Genomic DNA, 15,779 nt, shown 5'->3' with positions numbered 1-15,779 from the left:
CGGGCCGCTTGATTATTGCAGCTCGACCGGAATGACCGCGCCTTTGTAGTTTTCATTGATAAAGGTGCGGATCGCATCCGAATGCAGCACCTCGACCAGCGCCTGGATATCGGGGCGGGTCTCATCGCCCGCACGGACGGTGATGATGTTGGCATAGGGGTTGTCGGTTGCGCTCTCGACCGCGATGGGATCTGCGACCGGATCAAGGCCCGCGCCCAGCGCGTAATTCGCGTTGATCGTGACGGCATCGGCCTCGTCATTGAAATAGACCTGCGGCAGCAGGGCGGCTTCGATATCGGGCAGGAAAGTCAGGTTCTTTGGGTTGTCCACGATGTCCGAGATACGGATATCGACGGGGGCCACGCCCTCGCGCAAGCCTACGACGCCTTCGCGCTGAAAGATCGACAGGATGCGGCCTTCCTCGGCCACGGAATCGCGCAAGATGACGCGGCCGCCTTCGGGCAGGTCCTGCAGGCTTTCAAAGCGGCGCGAATAGATGCCGATCGGCTCGATATGCACATCGCCCGCGTTGACGAAGTCGAAATCGGGGTTCTCGGCCAGAACCGAGGTCAGATAGGGGACGTGCTGGAAATAGTTGGCGTCGATATCGCCGCCTGCCAGCGCGGTGTTCGGCAAGATGTAGTCCTGGAAAATGATGATTTCCAGATCAATGCCTTGTTCGGCCAGAATGGGCTTTGCCTGTTCCAGAATTTCGGCATGGGGCACGGGCGAGGCACCAATGCGCAACGTGTCGGCGCTAGCGGCCATGGCGATGGTCGAGAGGGCGGTGGCGGTCAGGATGGTCTTCAACATGGGGCTTCTCCGTTTGTTGAAACTACCGCTTGTCGATACGCCGCGTGGTGCGGTCGCCGACAAGCTGGATGGCGAAAACGATGATCAGGATCACGCCGGTGGCGGCAAAGGTGACCTGTTGGTTGTTGCGCTGGAACCCTTCGAGATAGGCGTAATGGCCGAGGCCCCCCGCACCGATCACGCCCGCCATCGCGGTATAGCTGACCAGCGCGATCAGCGTGACCGTCAGGCCCGAAATCAGCGCCGGGGCGCTTTCGGGGATCAGGACGCGCAAAAGGATGGTGGGCAGGCCGCCGCCCATGGCACGGGTCGCCTCGATCACGCCGCGATCCACCTCGCGAAAGGCGATCTCGACAAGGCGGGCATAGAATGGCGCGGTGCCAAAGATCAGCGCGGGCAGCGCGGCATTGGTGCCAAGGATCGTGCCGACCACGGTTTTGGTGAACGGGATCAGCAGCACCAGCAGGATGATGAACGGAATGGCGCGGGCAATATTCACCACGACCGAAATGACGCCATAGATCACGCGGTTGGCCCATAATTGTCCGGGCGAGGTCAGGAACAGCAGCGCGCCAAGGATCAGACCCAGCAGCATCGTCGCCACGCCCGCGAAGGCGGTCATGTACAATGTGTCGAGTGTGGCTTGCCACAGGCGGGCGGGATCGACGCGGGGAAGGAGGGTTTCAAACATCATGTACCTCGATACCGGCGGCGTTCAGATCAGTGACAAAGGCAGCAATCTGTTCAGGCGCGGCATCCACGCTGATGACCAATTCGCCCAAGGGGCCATCGGCCAGTTTATTCGTGCGTCCGCCGTGGATGGTGACGGGCAGGCCATGCTTTTGGATGGCGGCGGCCAGCAACGGCTCGGATGCCACAGCGCCGCGATAGACCAGCACCAAGCGGTTCGGCGCGTCTGCGCTGTCATCGGGCAGGGTACGCAGCAGGCTGCGCGTGACGGCACTTTGCGGATTGGCGAAGATGTCGGATACAGCGCCAGCCTCGACAATGCGGCCGTTTTCCATCACCGCGACATGGTTGCAGATCCGGCGCACCACATGCATCTCATGCGTGATCAGCGCGATGGTCAGGCCGAAATCGCGGTTGATCTGAGCCAGTAGGTCCAGGATCTGGTCGGTCGTCTCTGGGTCCAGCGCCGAGGTTGCCTCGTCGCACAGCAGCACATCAGGGTTATTGGCCAGTGCACGGGCGATACCGACGCGCTGCTTTTGCCCGCCCGACAGTTGCGACGGATAGGCAACTGCGCGCCCCTCAAGGCCGACAAGGCGGATCAACTCTGCTGTGCGGGCCTCGATCTGGGCGCGAGGGGTGCCGGCGATCTGCATCGCAAGACGGATGTTTCCCGCGACCGTGCGCGACCACAGCAGATTGAAGTGCTGAAAGATGATGCCGATCTTGGGCCGCACCGCGCGTAAGGCCCGCTCTGGCGCGGCCGAGATCAGCGTGTCTGCAACGGTGACGGTGCCCTGATCCGGATGCTCGAGCCCGTTCATCAAGCGCAGCAGGGTGGATTTGCCAGCGCCGCTATAGCCGATAATCCCATAGATATCGCCCTGCGCCACGTGCAGCGACACATCGTCAAGTGCCACCACAGGCCCGTCCCTGCGTGCGAAAGCCTTGGATACGTGCGAGATAGAGATCATCGAGCGCCTTTCTTTTCCGCGTGTTTTTACACAAACTGCTATAGATAGCGGCGTTTTATTAACAAGTCACGCGGAGAAGATTTCGGTTCTGCGCCGTGGGGTAAGGCAGAAGATCCTTGTTTTACGGGCGCTGCGTGAACAGCAGGGCCACATTGCCGGTCTGATCGGGCGAGACGGCAAAGCCCTCGTCCGTGTCGGTGACGATCAGGCCGTTTTGCGCCAAAAGCTTACGTGCCTTGGCCAGATCCTGCACTGCCAGCACCAGTCCGAACAGCGATGGCGCGGGCGGCGCGTCGACGATGGCAGTTTTAAAGCGGTCTTGCAGGGCGGCGGCCTGTTGAAAGCGGATCTTGGCGCCGCCCACGCGCAGGGCATCCGCGCTATCCAGTTCGGTGCCGGGGATCAGCGCCAGTGGATCACGCTGCGCCGGATCGCCCAGCACGACGACCTCTAGAACATCGGTGACGCCATTGGGGTGCGTCTGGTCATCGGCGCGCCAGACCAGATCGGGCGTATTATGCTGGCAAAAGAACAGCCGCCCGCCCGCCAGGCCCGCGCCTTCATAGGTAAAGGTGCGAAAGCTGGCATCGCGGCGCGCAATGGCCACGGGACGCGAGAAATCCCGCGTCTCACTGACCGCGCCGCCCGCATCGCGCAATCTGCTGTGCAGGCGCGTGGCATCAGCGGCGCGCAGTGCGACACCCGTCAACCCATCGCCAAAGGACAGCAAATCTGTGCGTGCCGTCCCGTTTCCCTGTCCCAGCAGTTCTAGGTAGGTGTCGCTAAAGATCGCCAGATGATTGGCCGATCCCAGCGTGTGATAGCCGCGTGGCGTCAGGTTGAAGCCAAGGCGCGTGAACAAATGCTGCAGATCATCAAGATCGCGGGTGGTTGTCACGACAACATGGTCAAGGGGGATCTGGTCAAGGGGCATGGCGTCCTCATGCATGAATGGCGCCTGTATCATCCGCGCGCTGCACGGATCGGTAAATGGAAGGAACCCTGTTTTCGCGCCGCCCGCTTTAGCGGTTGGTCTTCGATTTTCGCGCCAAAGACGCGTGAATTTTCTACTGCGATGTGAATCCCGCCAAAACAGCATGGTTTGGAGAATAAAATTCCACGATCAGCCGGAATTCTTGCCCTGATAGGGACAGATATTTTGATTCTGCTGCGGGTCTGTGGGGCGAAATAAGGTGCTTGGGAAGAATATATGCGTGCCGCAGGGTCAAAGGGGAACGCGGCTGCTGTTGCCCCAGAAAGAATAAACGATCCATATTATCGACTTTTAGCAGCGCGAGAGTAGCGTTGAGGGCAATTCATCCCTTCAGCTCTTGGAGCCCACGATGTCCCTCAAGACCCTTTCCCTGACCCGGCGCACCTTTGGCTGGATCGCCACCAGCCTGCTGCTGTCCAGCACGGCCAGCATTGCCTTTGGCCAAGAGGCGGGCACATTTGGCGGCACGCTGACCTATCTGGAACAACAGCCCCATACCGTCCTTTACCCCCCTGCGGGCGGCTTTTACCCCAATGGCGGCATTCTGAACCAGATCACCGATAAGCTGACCTACCAGAACCCCGAAACGCTGGTGATCGAGCCGTGGATCGCCGAAAGCTGGGAAATCAACGATACCTATACCGAATTCACCTTTCACCTGCGGGACGGGGTGACTTTCTCGGACGGAACGCCGGTTGATGCGGCGGCGGTTGCACGCAACTATGATGTTTACGGGCTTGGCGATCCGACCCGCCGCTTCCCGATTTCCGAGGTGCTGAACAACTACCAAAGCTCTGAGGTGATCGACCCGCTGACCGTGCGCTTTCATTTCAGCGCCCCCAGCGCCGGTTTCCTGCAAGGCACGTCGGTGATCGGTTCGGGCCTGGTGTCGCTGGCGACGCTGGATCGCGCCTTTGACGCGCTGGGCGATGCGACGCTGATCATCGGTTCGGGCCCGTTTGTGGTGGAAAGTCAGACGACCGGCACCGAACTGGTGCTGAAAGTGCGCGAGGATTACAATTGGGGCCCCGCGCTGCATCCGCATCAGGGCCGCGCCTATCTGGACGAGATCCGTTATATCATCGTGCCCGAAGACGGTGTCCGTATCGGCGCACTGCTGTCGGGGCAGGCCGATTTCGTGCGCCAGATCCAGGCATACGACGAAGGCCAAGTCACAGCCCGCGGCTATCAGCTTTATGCGCCCTCGACCCGCGGCGTGAACAACCAGCTGACCTTCCGTCCCGATAATGATCTGGTATCCGATATCAACGTGCGCCGCGCGCTGACGCTGGCCACCGACCGGCGCGAGATTGTCGACACGCTTTATTCGGCGAATTACCCGCTGGCGACATCGGTGATCGCCTCTACCGCACAGGGCTATATCGACCTGTCGGATCAGCTGGAATATAATCAGGAAGAAGCTATCGCCCTGCTTGAGGCCGCAGGCTGGCATCTGAACGCCAATGGCCGCCGCGAAAAAGACGGTGTGGTATTTGAACTGACTGCCTATGAATCGCTGCCGCAGCCGCAAAACCGCGCGGCGCTGCAATTGATCTCGCAGCAGTGGGATCGCATCGGCATCACGCTGAACGTGCTCGCTGGCGATGCAGGGACGGCTGTGCAGGACAATCTTGATCCGCAGCGCACCGGCGTTGGCCCCGCGATGGTCGGGCGCGCCGATCCCGATGTGATCAAAAGCCAGTATTACCCGCGCAACCGCAATGCGCTGCTGCAAACCGGCGGTGTCAGCGACAAGGTGCGCAATTTCCACGATGACCAGTTGAACGGTCTGCTCGAGGCGATTGCCGCCGAGACCGACCCCGATCAACGCCTGTCGCTGGTGGCGGATGTGCAGCGCTATATCCTTGATCAATCCTATACGATCCCGATTTTCGAGGAACCGCAGGTCTTCGGCGGTGCGCCCTATGTCCATGGCGTCGGCTTTGAGGCGGTTGGCCGCCCCAGCTTTTACGCGACCTATATTCAACGCTAAGGCCTTGCCGCGCTCGGCGAAAATCCCGGCGCGGCCCGCTTTCAGGAGGGTTCCATGACAGGATATCTTGTGCAAAGGATCGGGCAGGCGGTGGCGGTCCTTTGGGCTGCCTTTACCGTTGCGTTCATCCTGCTGCAGATGATGCCGGGCGATGCGGTGCTGATCCGCTTTTTGGGCAGCGATTTTGGCCTCAGCCCCGAACAGATCGCGCAGTTGCGTGTGGTTTACGGCGCCGATGCGCCGGTCTGGCAGCAATATCTGGCGACGCTTGGCAATGCTTTGTTTGGCAACTTCGGCTTTTCCGTGGTCTCGGGCACGCCTGTCAGTCAGGAAATCTTGACCAACCTGCCACCGACGTTACGCCTTGCGGGGATCAGCTTTGCCGTGGCGGTGCTGCTGGCGCTGGGCACGGCGCTGCTGGCGACATTGCCGCGCTTTCACTGGTTGCGTGACCTGTTCCAGGCGCTGCCGGGGCTGATGATCTCGGTGCCGGTGTTCTGGCTGGCGATTGTGCTGATCCAGATTTTCTCGTTCAAGCTGGGCTGGGTGTCGGTCATCAATCCCGGCCCGGTCGAGCGGATGATCCTGCCGATCATTGCCATCGCTGTACCGATCTCGGCCCCGCTCGCGCAGATCCTGATCCGCAATATTGATCAGGTGTCGACCAGTGGTTTCGTGCCTGTCGCACGGGCCAAGGGGGCCTCGCGCAGCTTTGCCATTCTACGCCATGTGATCCCGAATGCCTTGCTGCCCACCTTGACCATCGCGGGCGTGCTCTTTGGCGAATTGGTCGCGGGCGCGGTGGTGACGGAAACCGTCTTTGGCCTGAACGGGCTGGGCCGTCTGGCCGAACGCTCGGTCCGGTTCCAAGATGCGGCGGTGCTGCAAGCGGTGGTGCTGATCGCAGCGGCTGGCTTTGTCATCGTGAACCTGATCGTCGATCTTCTATATCCCATTTTGGACCCACGCCTGCGCGCTGGGCGGAGGCTGCCCGCATGACATTGGAAACGATTAACCTTCGGGTTGCTGGGCGCGGTCCGCGTGATCTGCGCTTGCCGCATCTGGGCCTTGCGCTGGCGGTGCTCGTGCTGGCTGTCGCCGTCGCTTGGGCGCTGTTTCCTGGCCTTTTCACCGGCTTTTCCGGCACGCAGGGCATTCCGGGCAATCAGCTTAAGGCGCCGAATGCCACCCATTGGCTGGGCACGGACGAGCTGGGCCGCGATGTGCTGGCGCGGATCATTTATGGCGCGCGCCAAACGCTGGTCGGCGCCTTTATCGCCGTCTCGGTCGGGTTGATCGTGGGCGGCGCGCTGGGCCTGCTGGCGGGGGCGATTGGGGCATGGGCCGATGATCTGCTGATGCGCATCGTGGATGTGATGCTGTCGATCCCCTCGCTGCTGCTCGCGTTGTCGTTCATCATCATCCTTGGCTTTGGCAATATTCAGGTCGCGATTGCGGTGGGGATCACCTCGATCGCCGCCTTTGCACGGCTGATGCGGGCCGAGGTCGTCTCGGTGCGCCGCGCCGATTATGTCGAGGCGGCGTTCGGATCGGGCGGACGTTTTCTGGCGGTGTTGTGGCGCCATGTGCTGCCGAATGCGCTGACCTCGGTGCTGGCGCTGGCGGCGCTGCAATTTGGATCAGCGATTTTGCAGATCTCGACCCTTGGGTTTTTGGGCTATGGCGCGCCGCCACCCACGCCCGAATGGGGCCTGCTGATCGCCGAGGGGCGCAATTACATGATGACCGCCTGGTGGCTGACGATCATGCCCGGCCTTGCGGTGATTATCGTGGTGCTATCGGCCAACCGCCTTGGCCTTGCCATTCAAAGGAGCCGTCGATGAACGTGCAAGTGAACCCAGCTTTGCTGGAGATTGACGGCCTCAAAGTCGCCTATGGTGGCAAGCAAACCCTGCATGGCGTCAGCCTGACGGTGAAAGCCGGCGAGGTTGTTGCGCTGGTCGGTGAAAGCGGTTCGGGCAAATCCACCACCGCGCAATCGGTGATCGGCCTGCTGCCCGAAAGCGGCCGCATCACCGAAGGCGCGATCCGCCTGAACGGCGAGGAGATAAGCCGCTGGTCGGACAAGCGCCTCGATAGCCTGCGCGGCAAGCAGATCGCGCTGATCCCCCAAGATCCCGGCGGCTCGCTGAACCCGGTGCGCACCATCGGCGCACAACTGGAAGAGGTCTTTCGCCTGCATGGCTGGCGCGACAAAGGCGCCATCCGCGCCGAGGCGCTGGCGCTGCTGGATCGCGTCGGCCTGTCAAACCCCGCGCTGCGCTTTAACCAATACCCGCACGAGCTGTCGGGCGGCATGAAACAGCGTGTGCTGACCGCGATTGCGGTCGCGCTGAAACCCGCGCTGATCATCGCGGACGAGCCGACCTCGGCCCTCGATGTGACGGTGCAGCGGCGGATTCTGGATCTGATCGACAGTTTGCGGCGCGAAAACGGCACAGCGGTGCTGTTCGTCACCCATGATCTGGCCGTTGCGGCGGAACGTGCCGACCGTATCGTCGTCATGCAAAAGGGCCGGATCGAAGAGGCGGGCGAGACCCGCGCCGTGCTGGATGCACCCGCGCGCGATTACACACGTCGCTTGCTGTCTGATGCGCCATCGCTGGCAGCACCTGTACTGCGCGTCCAGCGCGATTTGACCGACCTTGCAATTCAAGTCACGGATCTGATTCAGGATTTCGCCGTGCCGGGGCAAAAGGCGTTTCGCGCTGTTGATCGCGTCAGTTTTCAGGTGGCGCGCGGCACCACCCATGCTTTGGTCGGGGAAAGCGGCTCGGGCAAGACGACCACCGCCCGCGCTGTCACGGGGCTGACGCCGCCTGTTGCGGGGCGGATTGTGGTGGACGGCATTGATGTCACCCGTTTGCAGGGCGAGGCTTTGCGTCAATTCCGCCGCAAAGTGCAGCTTGTCTATCAAAATCCGTTCCAATCGCTCGACCCGCGGCAAAGCGTACGCAGCATCGTTGAAGAGCCGCTGTGGAACTATGACAAGCTGGCGAAAGCCGAACGCCAGCGCCGCGTCGCCGCGATCCTCGAGCGGGTGGCGATCAGCCCCGACCTGTTCGACCGCCGCCCCGGCGCGCTGTCGGGCGGTCAGCGTCAGCGCGTCGCCATTGCCCGTGCGTTGGTTTTGCAGCCCGAAATTCTGGTGTTGGACGAGGCGGTTTCGGCGCTGGATGTGACGGTGCAGGCGCAAATCCTGCGGCTGCTGGATGATCTGCAGCGCGACCTTGGCCTGACCTATCTGTTCGTGTCGCACGATCTGGCGGTGGTGCGGGCGATTTCGGACACGGTGTCGGTTTTGCAGGCCGGGCGGCAGGTCGAAAGCGGGCAGGTGGCGCAGGTCTTTGACAGGCCCGCCCATGATTACACAAAGGCCCTGATCGCAGCCATCCCCGGCGCACGGGCCCTAGAGCAAGGACGAGGGGCATGACCCAGACCAAAAACATCGGCTTTTTCACCCGCGTTCTGGATGATCTTCCCGCCGCCGCCCGTTATGCCGCGGCAATCGAACAGATCAAGACGGCGGAAAGCTTTGGCATCCATACGGCGTGGATCGCGCAGCACCATTTCGATCCGCAGGAGGGCGGTCTGCCGTCGCCCTTCGTGTTGCTCGCCGCCGCTGCGGCGCAAACATCAAGCATTCGACTGGGCACGGGCGTGATCACGCTGCCGCTGGAAAGCGCCCTGCGCGTCGCCGAAGATGCGGGCGTGCTGGATAAGTTGTCGGGCGGGCGGGTCGAGTTGGGTCTGGGCACTGGGGGTACCCCGGCGACATTCGAAGCCTTTGGTGTGTCGTTGGCCGATAAAGCGGCCATTTATGCCGCGCAGCTAGACACGCTGCGCAAGGCCTTTGCGGGCGGGCAGATCACCGAAAGTCGGCGGCTCTATCCCGCAGTTGATGATCTGGGGCAGCGGATCTGGCAGGCCACATTCTCGGTCGAAGGGGGGCGGCGCGCGGGTCTGGCCGGTGACGGCCTGCTGCTATCGCGCACCCAGCCGCGCCCGAAAGACCGCCCCGATCTGCCCCTGCATGAGGTGCAGCGACCCATTGTCGAGGCTTACCTCGCCGCGCTGCCACAGGGTGTCCCGCCCCGCATCCTCGCCTCGCGCAGTATTTTCGTGGCCGATAGCCGTCATGAGGCGATCAGCCTGGCGCAAACGGGCCTCAGCCGGGTGGCCGCGCATTTTCGTAAAACCGGTCATACCCTGCCCAGCGACGATATCCACGATCTGATCCGCCGCCTTGATACACATGTGGGGACGGTTGATGATGTTGCGGCATCGCTGGCAGAGGATTCCGTGCTGGAATTCGCGACCGAGGTCGCCGCGCAGGTGCATTCGGTCGACCCACCGCCGGAATACACGCTGCGCTCCATCGAACTTTACGCAACCGGCGTTGCGCCTGCCCTGGGGTGGGTGTCGCCCGCACCCGTGCGTGCGGTTGCCGGACATTGATGCCCCGAAATTGAACAAGGAAGGACAACATATGACTGATATTATTGACACTTTGGCGGGTATCCCGCCGGGCGGGGCGCTGGATCAGGCCCGCCGCGCGCGTCTGCAATCGCGCGAGAATGCGCAGCTTAGCTATGATCTGCTGCTGCACCCGCAGGAGGCGGGCGATCTGCCGCTCGAGACCCGCCGCGCCGTCGCGCTGTTTGTCGCGGCGCTGCATGGCGATACCGGTATTCAGGCCCATTACCGCGCCCTGCTGGTCGAGGTTGCACCCGATCTGGTGCCGGTGATCGAGGGGCTTTCTGTCCAAGGCAAGGGCGTCGGGCCATTCGGCCATTATCCCGCAGGACCGCTTTCTGCCGAGAATAGCGAAGGCGTCAGCTTTACCGCCACTGGCGTCGCGCCGCCCTTGGCCGCCGCGCTGAACCATGCGCATTTCCTGACACTGCATCCGCGCGATGCCTCGCCCGAAAAGCTGCAAACTCTGCTTGATGCGGGTTGGACGACGCCGGCCATTGTCACGCTATCGCAGCTTGTCGCGTTCTTGGCCTTCCAATTGCGGGTTATTGGCGGCCTGCGTCTGGCGCAAGCGGTCAGCCCCGCCGCGCAACCCGCGACAACCCATTGATCAAAGGGCGATAAAATGACCGATACCATCATCACCTATCCCGATAATGTCGAACCCGTCGCCTTTACCCGCGACGAATTGGACTGGCTGCCCTGGCTGCATCCCGTGGCCGAGGACGCGCTGACCGATCGCCACTACACTGGCCTGATCGACCGCAGCCGCGCGAAATCGCCCTATTTCCGCCTGCTTGCCCATGATCCCGAGGTACTGGGCGCGCGCACTTTGGCCGACAAGGATATCTTTTATAACGCCAAAGACGGCCTGCCGCGCGCCGAGCGCGAGCTTGCCGCCGCCGCCGTCTCGCGTTTCAACGGCTGCATTTTCTGCGCCTCGGTTCACGCGCGCTTTGCCGCGACCTATTCCAAGCGGCCTGCCGATGTCGACCAACTGCTGGATCAAGGCGTGGGCACTGCAATCGACCCGCGCTGGGATCTGGTGATCCAGACCGCCACCACGCTGACCCGCACGCCAAGCGATCTGCAAGAGGTTGATATTTCATCGCTATATGAGGCGGGCCTGTCCGACCTTGAGGTGGTCGACCTGATCCAATCGGCTGCCTTCTTCAACTGGGCCAACCGCCTGATGCTGTCGCTGGGCGAGCCGACCGCGTAATTCGAGTGGCCCCGCCTGCAGGGCGGGGCCATCGCCTCAGGCGGCAATCCGATCCATAACAGCGCGCAACTGGCGCACCACCTCGCGTTCGAAGCTCAGGCCCGCATCGCTACGGTTGTTCACATGCCAGACGTATTTTTCATGCGGATAGGCATGTTCGACAACGTGAATGCCACTCTCGCCGATAACTTTCGGTGCACAAATATGCTGGGCACCATGTTCGCGTGTCGACACGCAGATCAATGCGAGGTTCCGAGCCGCAGATTTGTCGCGGATAAATTGCAGTAGTTCCGCGGTCTTATGCCACTTTTCATCATCAGCCTTGTGAATGCGTACAATGTAGCAGACCTTACCGTCGTCCTCAAAATCAGCCCGAAAACGCTCAACACGTGGTGTTATTACATTGCGCAGCTTTTCAAAGTCATTTTCTGCATATTCCGGACCCACTTCGTGATTGAACACTGAGCGATATCTCGTGTTCATACAGTATTTCATATTTCCAATGTATTTCAGATTGGAAGGATCCATATAGCCGTCAAAGTCGTTTTGCAGAATGGACAAAAGCGCTGCGGGTGGATGAACCGCCAGATCGAAGGGACCAGATTTTGCGCCTAGCGCAGCAGATTTCTTGAAACCCCATCGCGTCGCAAGTGAGCGCACAAAGCAATCTTCGCCCAGAGAGATATATTTCCAGTCTGCGTGATGTTTGAAATTGTCGTGCCGAATTTTGGCTTCGTCGATCATGCGCGAAAAGGCTTGATCCAACAGTGACACACTGCGCTCGCGCATTGAGTAAAGCTCATACATATCTGTACGAGAAAGGGCCAATCCCTTGTGGGAATTGAGACTCGACCACTGGCCAATCAATCTGCGCAGTTGCTCTTCGGCCGTGTTCGCGTTGAACTTTTCGTTTACTATAGAATCTAGATCCATATTAAAGCCCAAACTTTACAATGATTTAAAAAGAATAGCCGCGACCACTTAGTGAAAAAGCTAAATGGCTGTTTATTGCTGGCAGCGTATCTTGGATAAATCTAATGCGCGATGCGCGACGCAGCCTAGATCCGAGGCTTGTATTTATGACTGCGCAAGGGCGATTTTAAATATGCGATGTAAAAATAGGCGACCTTTAATGTGTAAATGATCTAACTGGGTCAAAGATTTTACGATATCTTATTCGCTCAGCTGCTCGATCAGCGCGGTTTTCACGCGTTCGATGTGTTGGATCATCGTCTGGCGGGCGTGTTCCGCGTCGCCGCTGGCGACCGCATCGAGCAGGGTGAAATTCTCGGTATCGGAAAACTTCTGCGCTGTGGGCGAGCGGTAGGCGTTAAACACATGCGTCCGGCGGCGTAGGTCACCGATCATTTCGGCCAGCAGTGGATTGCCCGAGGCGGTGGCAATCGCGCCGTGCAATTTGTTATCCACCTCCCACACTTGGGCGAGCGTGGGCTGCGCGATGGCGGCAAGGCCTGTCAGCGCCGCGCGCAAATCTGCAATCTGCGCCTCAGTCAGCTTCCCAGCCGCGAGGCGCGCGGCTTCGGCCTCTAGCAGTTTGCGCACATTGAGCAGATTGACGAAATTCTCGGTCGAAAAGGGGCTGACGATCACGCCGCGATTGGCCTGTTTATAGACCAGCCGCTCGGCCTCGAGCCGCCCAAGGGCCTCGCGGACGGGGGTGCGCGAGGCATTAAGGAAGCTCGCCATGCGCCGCTCGACAATGACATCGCCGGGGCGCAACTCGCCGCTGACCAGCAGATCGATCAGCTTTTGGTAAACCTGTTCAGAGATATTGGGGCCTTCGTCCCATGTCTGACGTTCGCCGATTTGCGATGCTTCGCTTGCCACCAAAACCTCCGGGTTCAACCTGTGGGTGATCATAGTCGCTAAAGCGGGGCAGGGAAAGTAGGCAACCGGACGCCTGCGCGTCACAGTGCTGTCGTCAAGGCCTTGGAAATGGCTGGAGATATGATTATTCCGATGGTATACCGTTGGAACGCATAGCTCTGGCGCGATAGGGAACGCTCCGATGTCGCCCGCGTGGCCAAAACGATAAAAATAACAAAGTGACGAGATGAAAACGACGGATCACGCGCCTGCCAAAGTTGACCGAAAATCCCATTTTTTGATCATTTCAACCCTGATCGCCATGTTCATGTCGGCGCTGGAACAGACGATCACCGGTCCCGCGATGGGCAATATCGCGGCCGAGCTGGGCGGCGGCACGCTGCTGACCTGGGTACCGACGGCCTATCTGATGGCGGCGACCTGCTCTGCCTCGATTTTGGGCGCGCTGGCGGATATCAAGGGGCGGCGCTTTGCCATCAATCTGTCGGTCGGCACTTTTGTCGTCGGATCGGTGATGGCGGCGATGTCGAGCAGCCTGACGATGCTGGTCGTTTCGCGCGTGGTGCAGGGGATCGGCGCAGGCGGTTTGACCGCGCTGCCGCATGTGGTGATTGCCGACCGCATCCCGATGCGCCAACGCCCGATCTACAGTGCCTATACCTCGACGATCTATGCGATTGCTGCTGTCATGGGGCCGATCGCGGGCGGCGTGCTGTCGCAATATTTCCACTGGAGCGCGATTTTCTGGATCAACCTGCCGCTGGGCGTGCTTTGCCTGATCGGTGTCGCGGTTTTTTACACGAAAGAGGGGGCGACGACGCCGCGTCCGGTCGATGCTCTGGGCGCGGGGCTGATGGTCGGTGCGGCACTGTCCAGCGTCATGGCGCTGAACACGCTGACATCCGGCCAGCCGGGCGGGCTGATCTGGTTGGCGGTGGCGCTGGTGTTCTGGGCCGGTTTTGCGCTGCGTATGGTGCGCGCAGCCTATCCGCTGCTGCCGTTTCCGGTGCTGACCAATCCGACGATCCTGCTGTGCGGCGTGGGCCTTTTGTGCTGCACCGGCGCGAATGTGGCTTTGTCGGTCTATTTGCCGCTCTATTACCAACAAAGCTTTGGCCTGACGGCCAGCCAGGGCGGCTTTGCGGTGATCGGCTTTTTGATCGGCGTGACCGCTGGGGCCTATATCCCGCCGCGTTTCCTGCGCAATAACCCGTATTACAAGCCGGTCGTGGTCAGCTCGACCGCCGTCGCGCTGGCGGGGACTGTGCTGCTGTGCCTGACACTGGCGCAAGCGCATAATTTCGTGCTGCTGGAAATGGTTAGCATCCTGCTGGGCATGGGGATCGGGGCGTCCTATCCGATCTTTACGCTAGCGGCGCAGAATGCGGCGGGGGCGAGGCGCGTGGGCGCCGCTTTGGGCCTTTTGGGCTTTGCCCGCGCGATGGGCGGCACGATTGGCGTGGCTGTGGCAGGGGCGGTGGCGCTGGCCTCGGGCCTCGTTTACGCCCACGAAGGCGTCGATGGCCCGATGGGCGAGGCGACATGGGTCATCGCACTGGTGCCCGCAGGACTGATCGCGGTGGCGTTCATCGCCATGCTGTTGCTGCCGCCAAAGGCGCTAGAGGGCTATGGCGCGAAACGATAAAAAGGGGCCCCGCCGCGATTGCGACGGGGCCTTTTCATTATTGCGAAACGGGGGTGTAAACCACATCCGCAGGCGTAAGCGCGGTATTCGCCAGATCATGCACGCGGCCGGTGGCGGCGATGTTGTTGGCGACGCGGTCCATATCCCAGTTAAAGCCATTGGCGGCGAACACCGGGTTATTAAAGGCGAAATCCAGCGCGAAGGGGACGGCATCGACCTGGGTGTCGCGGATCATGCCCTCGACATGTTTGGTGACAGCGTCGATGGTCGCCTCGGGGTTCTCACGCGCGGTATTATAGCTGCACTGCACCGCCGCCGAAAAACGCGCCACCAGATCGGGGTTTTCCGCGATCAGCGCATCCGAGGTAAAGACCGAGGCGTTATAGATGTTCAGCGCATCGCCATAGTAAATCGCGCGCACGCCCTGGCCGGTAGCCTGGCCGATGGTGTTCAGTTGCACGACCGAGGTGACATAGCTGGCGAGCGCGTCGATCTGGCCGCGGAACAGCATGCCGTTCAGGGCCGAGCCGTCAGCGGTGATATGTTCGACCTTTGTCAGATCCGCGCCTGCGGCCTCCATGCCCAGCGGCAGATATTCAATCGCAGCATTGCCGACCGACGTGCCGATCGAGCGGCCTTCCAGATCGTTCAGCGACTGGATCGGGCTGTTTTCCAGCACGGCGATGCCAACAGGCGACTGCTGCACGATCGGCAGAATCGCTTTTACAGGTGCGCCGCTGTTGGCGATGGTACCGACGATGACGCCAAGGTCGGTGACCGAGAAATCGGCCACGCGGGTTGCCACTTTTGTCACCGCATCCGCTGCGCCATAACCGCGCGAAATTGTCACATCAATGCCTTGGTCGGTAAAGCATCCTGCTTCCAGACCCATGTAATAAGCGGCGGAAATCCCGCCCGGAGTCCAGTCCAGCTGGAAGTTTACAGCGTCATTTGCCGCGGCCGCCGATGCGGTCGAGACCGCAGCCGCAATCAGGGCGAGGGTAGAGCAGGATTTTGCCACGAAGAGGTTCCTTTTACGTATAGGGCAGGTGTTTACATTAGGCATACCATTAGAATACCGTCTAGTGAGATGTTACAAAACG

At 60.9% G+C, this 15,779-nt stretch carries 15 protein-coding genes; 8 read left to right on the top strand and 7 right to left on the bottom strand.

The features are described 5' to 3' along the window. Positions 1-12: 12 nt before the first annotated feature. The 4 genes from KVU_RS05600 to KVU_RS05585 all read right to left on the bottom strand — a co-directional run bounded on the left by KVU_RS05600 (position 13) and on the right by KVU_RS05585 (position 3,426). On the bottom strand, positions 13-813 hold the full coding sequence (locus tag KVU_RS05600; protein ID WP_014537754.1) for a MetQ/NlpA family ABC transporter substrate-binding protein: 801 nt from the start codon (positions 811-813) through the stop codon (positions 13-15). 22 nt (positions 814-835) lie between these two features. Then, the gene (locus KVU_RS05595; protein WP_013384367.1) at positions 836-1,504 is read right to left on the bottom strand and encodes a methionine ABC transporter permease; all 669 of its coding nucleotides are present in this window, start codon (positions 1,502-1,504) and stop codon (positions 836-838) included. Continuing rightward, the gene (locus tag KVU_RS05590) at positions 1,497-2,423 is read right to left on the bottom strand and encodes a methionine ABC transporter ATP-binding protein (RefSeq protein WP_236953048.1); all 927 of its coding nucleotides are present in this window, start codon (positions 2,421-2,423) and stop codon (positions 1,497-1,499) included. The genes KVU_RS05595 and KVU_RS05590 overlap by 8 nt, the downstream gene beginning before the upstream one ends. A gap of 175 nt (positions 2,424-2,598) precedes the next feature. Further along, complete coding sequence (locus KVU_RS05585) at positions 2,599-3,426, bottom strand: VOC family protein (RefSeq protein WP_013384365.1); 828 nt, start codon at positions 3,424-3,426, stop codon at positions 2,599-2,601. Between the two features lie 394 nt (positions 3,427-3,820). On the opposite strand from KVU_RS05585, the gene KVU_RS05580 reads away from it, so the two are divergent. Genes KVU_RS05580 through KVU_RS05550 form a run of 7 tightly spaced genes read left to right on the top strand, consistent with a single transcriptional unit; the run spans position 3,821 to position 11,183 of the window. Then, a complete protein-coding gene (locus tag KVU_RS05580) occupies positions 3,821-5,464 on the top strand; it encodes a TIGR04028 family ABC transporter substrate-binding protein (RefSeq protein ID WP_013384363.1) in 1,644 nt (547 codons plus the stop codon). Positions 5,465-5,518: 54 nt separating this feature from the next. Then, positions 5,519-6,463 (top strand): ABC transporter permease, encoded by a 945-nt coding sequence (locus tag KVU_RS05575; protein ID WP_014537753.1) that lies wholly within the window; start codon positions 5,519-5,521, stop codon positions 6,461-6,463. Beyond that, positions 6,460-7,308, top strand: a complete 849-nt coding sequence (locus tag KVU_RS05570) for an ABC transporter permease (protein ID WP_014537752.1) — start codon at positions 6,460-6,462, stop codon at positions 7,306-7,308. Before KVU_RS05575 ends, KVU_RS05570 begins: the two co-directional genes overlap by 4 nt. Next, on the top strand, positions 7,305-8,918 hold the full coding sequence (locus tag KVU_RS05565) for a dipeptide ABC transporter ATP-binding protein (protein ID WP_014537751.1): 1,614 nt from the start codon (positions 7,305-7,307) through the stop codon (positions 8,916-8,918). The genes KVU_RS05570 and KVU_RS05565 overlap by 4 nt, the downstream gene beginning before the upstream one ends. Further along, on the top strand, positions 8,915-9,943 hold the full coding sequence (locus KVU_RS05560) for a putative FMN-dependent luciferase-like monooxygenase (RefSeq protein WP_013384360.1): 1,029 nt from the start codon (positions 8,915-8,917) through the stop codon (positions 9,941-9,943). The genes KVU_RS05565 and KVU_RS05560 overlap by 4 nt, the downstream gene beginning before the upstream one ends. Before the next feature lie 31 nt (positions 9,944-9,974). After that, positions 9,975-10,571 (top strand): CMD domain protein, encoded by a 597-nt coding sequence (locus tag KVU_RS05555; protein ID WP_013384359.1) that lies wholly within the window; start codon positions 9,975-9,977, stop codon positions 10,569-10,571. Between the two features lie 15 nt (positions 10,572-10,586). Then, positions 10,587-11,183, top strand: a complete 597-nt coding sequence (locus KVU_RS05550; RefSeq protein WP_013384358.1) for an alkylhydroperoxidase domain protein — start codon at positions 10,587-10,589, stop codon at positions 11,181-11,183. 36 nt (positions 11,184-11,219) lie between these two features. On the opposite strand, the gene KVU_RS05545 is transcribed toward KVU_RS05550, so the two are convergent. Together KVU_RS05545 and KVU_RS05540 are read right to left on the bottom strand one after the other, a co-directional pair. Next, complete coding sequence (locus KVU_RS05545; RefSeq protein ID WP_236953047.1) at positions 11,220-12,116, bottom strand: DUF1796 family putative cysteine peptidase; 897 nt, start codon at positions 12,114-12,116, stop codon at positions 11,220-11,222. Between the two features lie 240 nt (positions 12,117-12,356). Further along, positions 12,357-13,031, bottom strand: coding sequence for a GntR family transcriptional regulator (locus tag KVU_RS05540; protein WP_013384356.1), 675 nt, complete (start codon positions 13,029-13,031; stop codon positions 12,357-12,359). 226 nt (positions 13,032-13,257) lie between these two features. Here KVU_RS05540 and KVU_RS05535 point away from each other — a divergent pair, with 226 nt between their 5' ends. Next, entirely contained in the window at positions 13,258-14,676 is a 1,419-nt protein-coding gene (locus tag KVU_RS05535; RefSeq protein WP_013384355.1) for an MDR family MFS transporter, read from the top strand. A 37-nt stretch (positions 14,677-14,713) separates the two neighbouring features. On the opposite strand, the gene KVU_RS05530 is transcribed toward KVU_RS05535, so the two are convergent. Continuing rightward, positions 14,714-15,697, bottom strand: a complete 984-nt coding sequence (locus tag KVU_RS05530; RefSeq protein ID WP_013384354.1) for an ABC transporter substrate-binding protein — start codon at positions 15,695-15,697, stop codon at positions 14,714-14,716. Positions 15,698-15,779 lie beyond the last annotated feature (82 nt).

The organism is Ketogulonicigenium vulgare WSH-001, assembly GCF_000223375.1.
Lineage (GTDB): Bacteria > Pseudomonadota > Alphaproteobacteria > Rhodobacterales > Rhodobacteraceae > Ketogulonicigenium > Ketogulonicigenium vulgare.
Note: the sequence above shows the minus strand (reverse complement) of the source record. Positions and strands in the feature narration are given on the sequence as shown.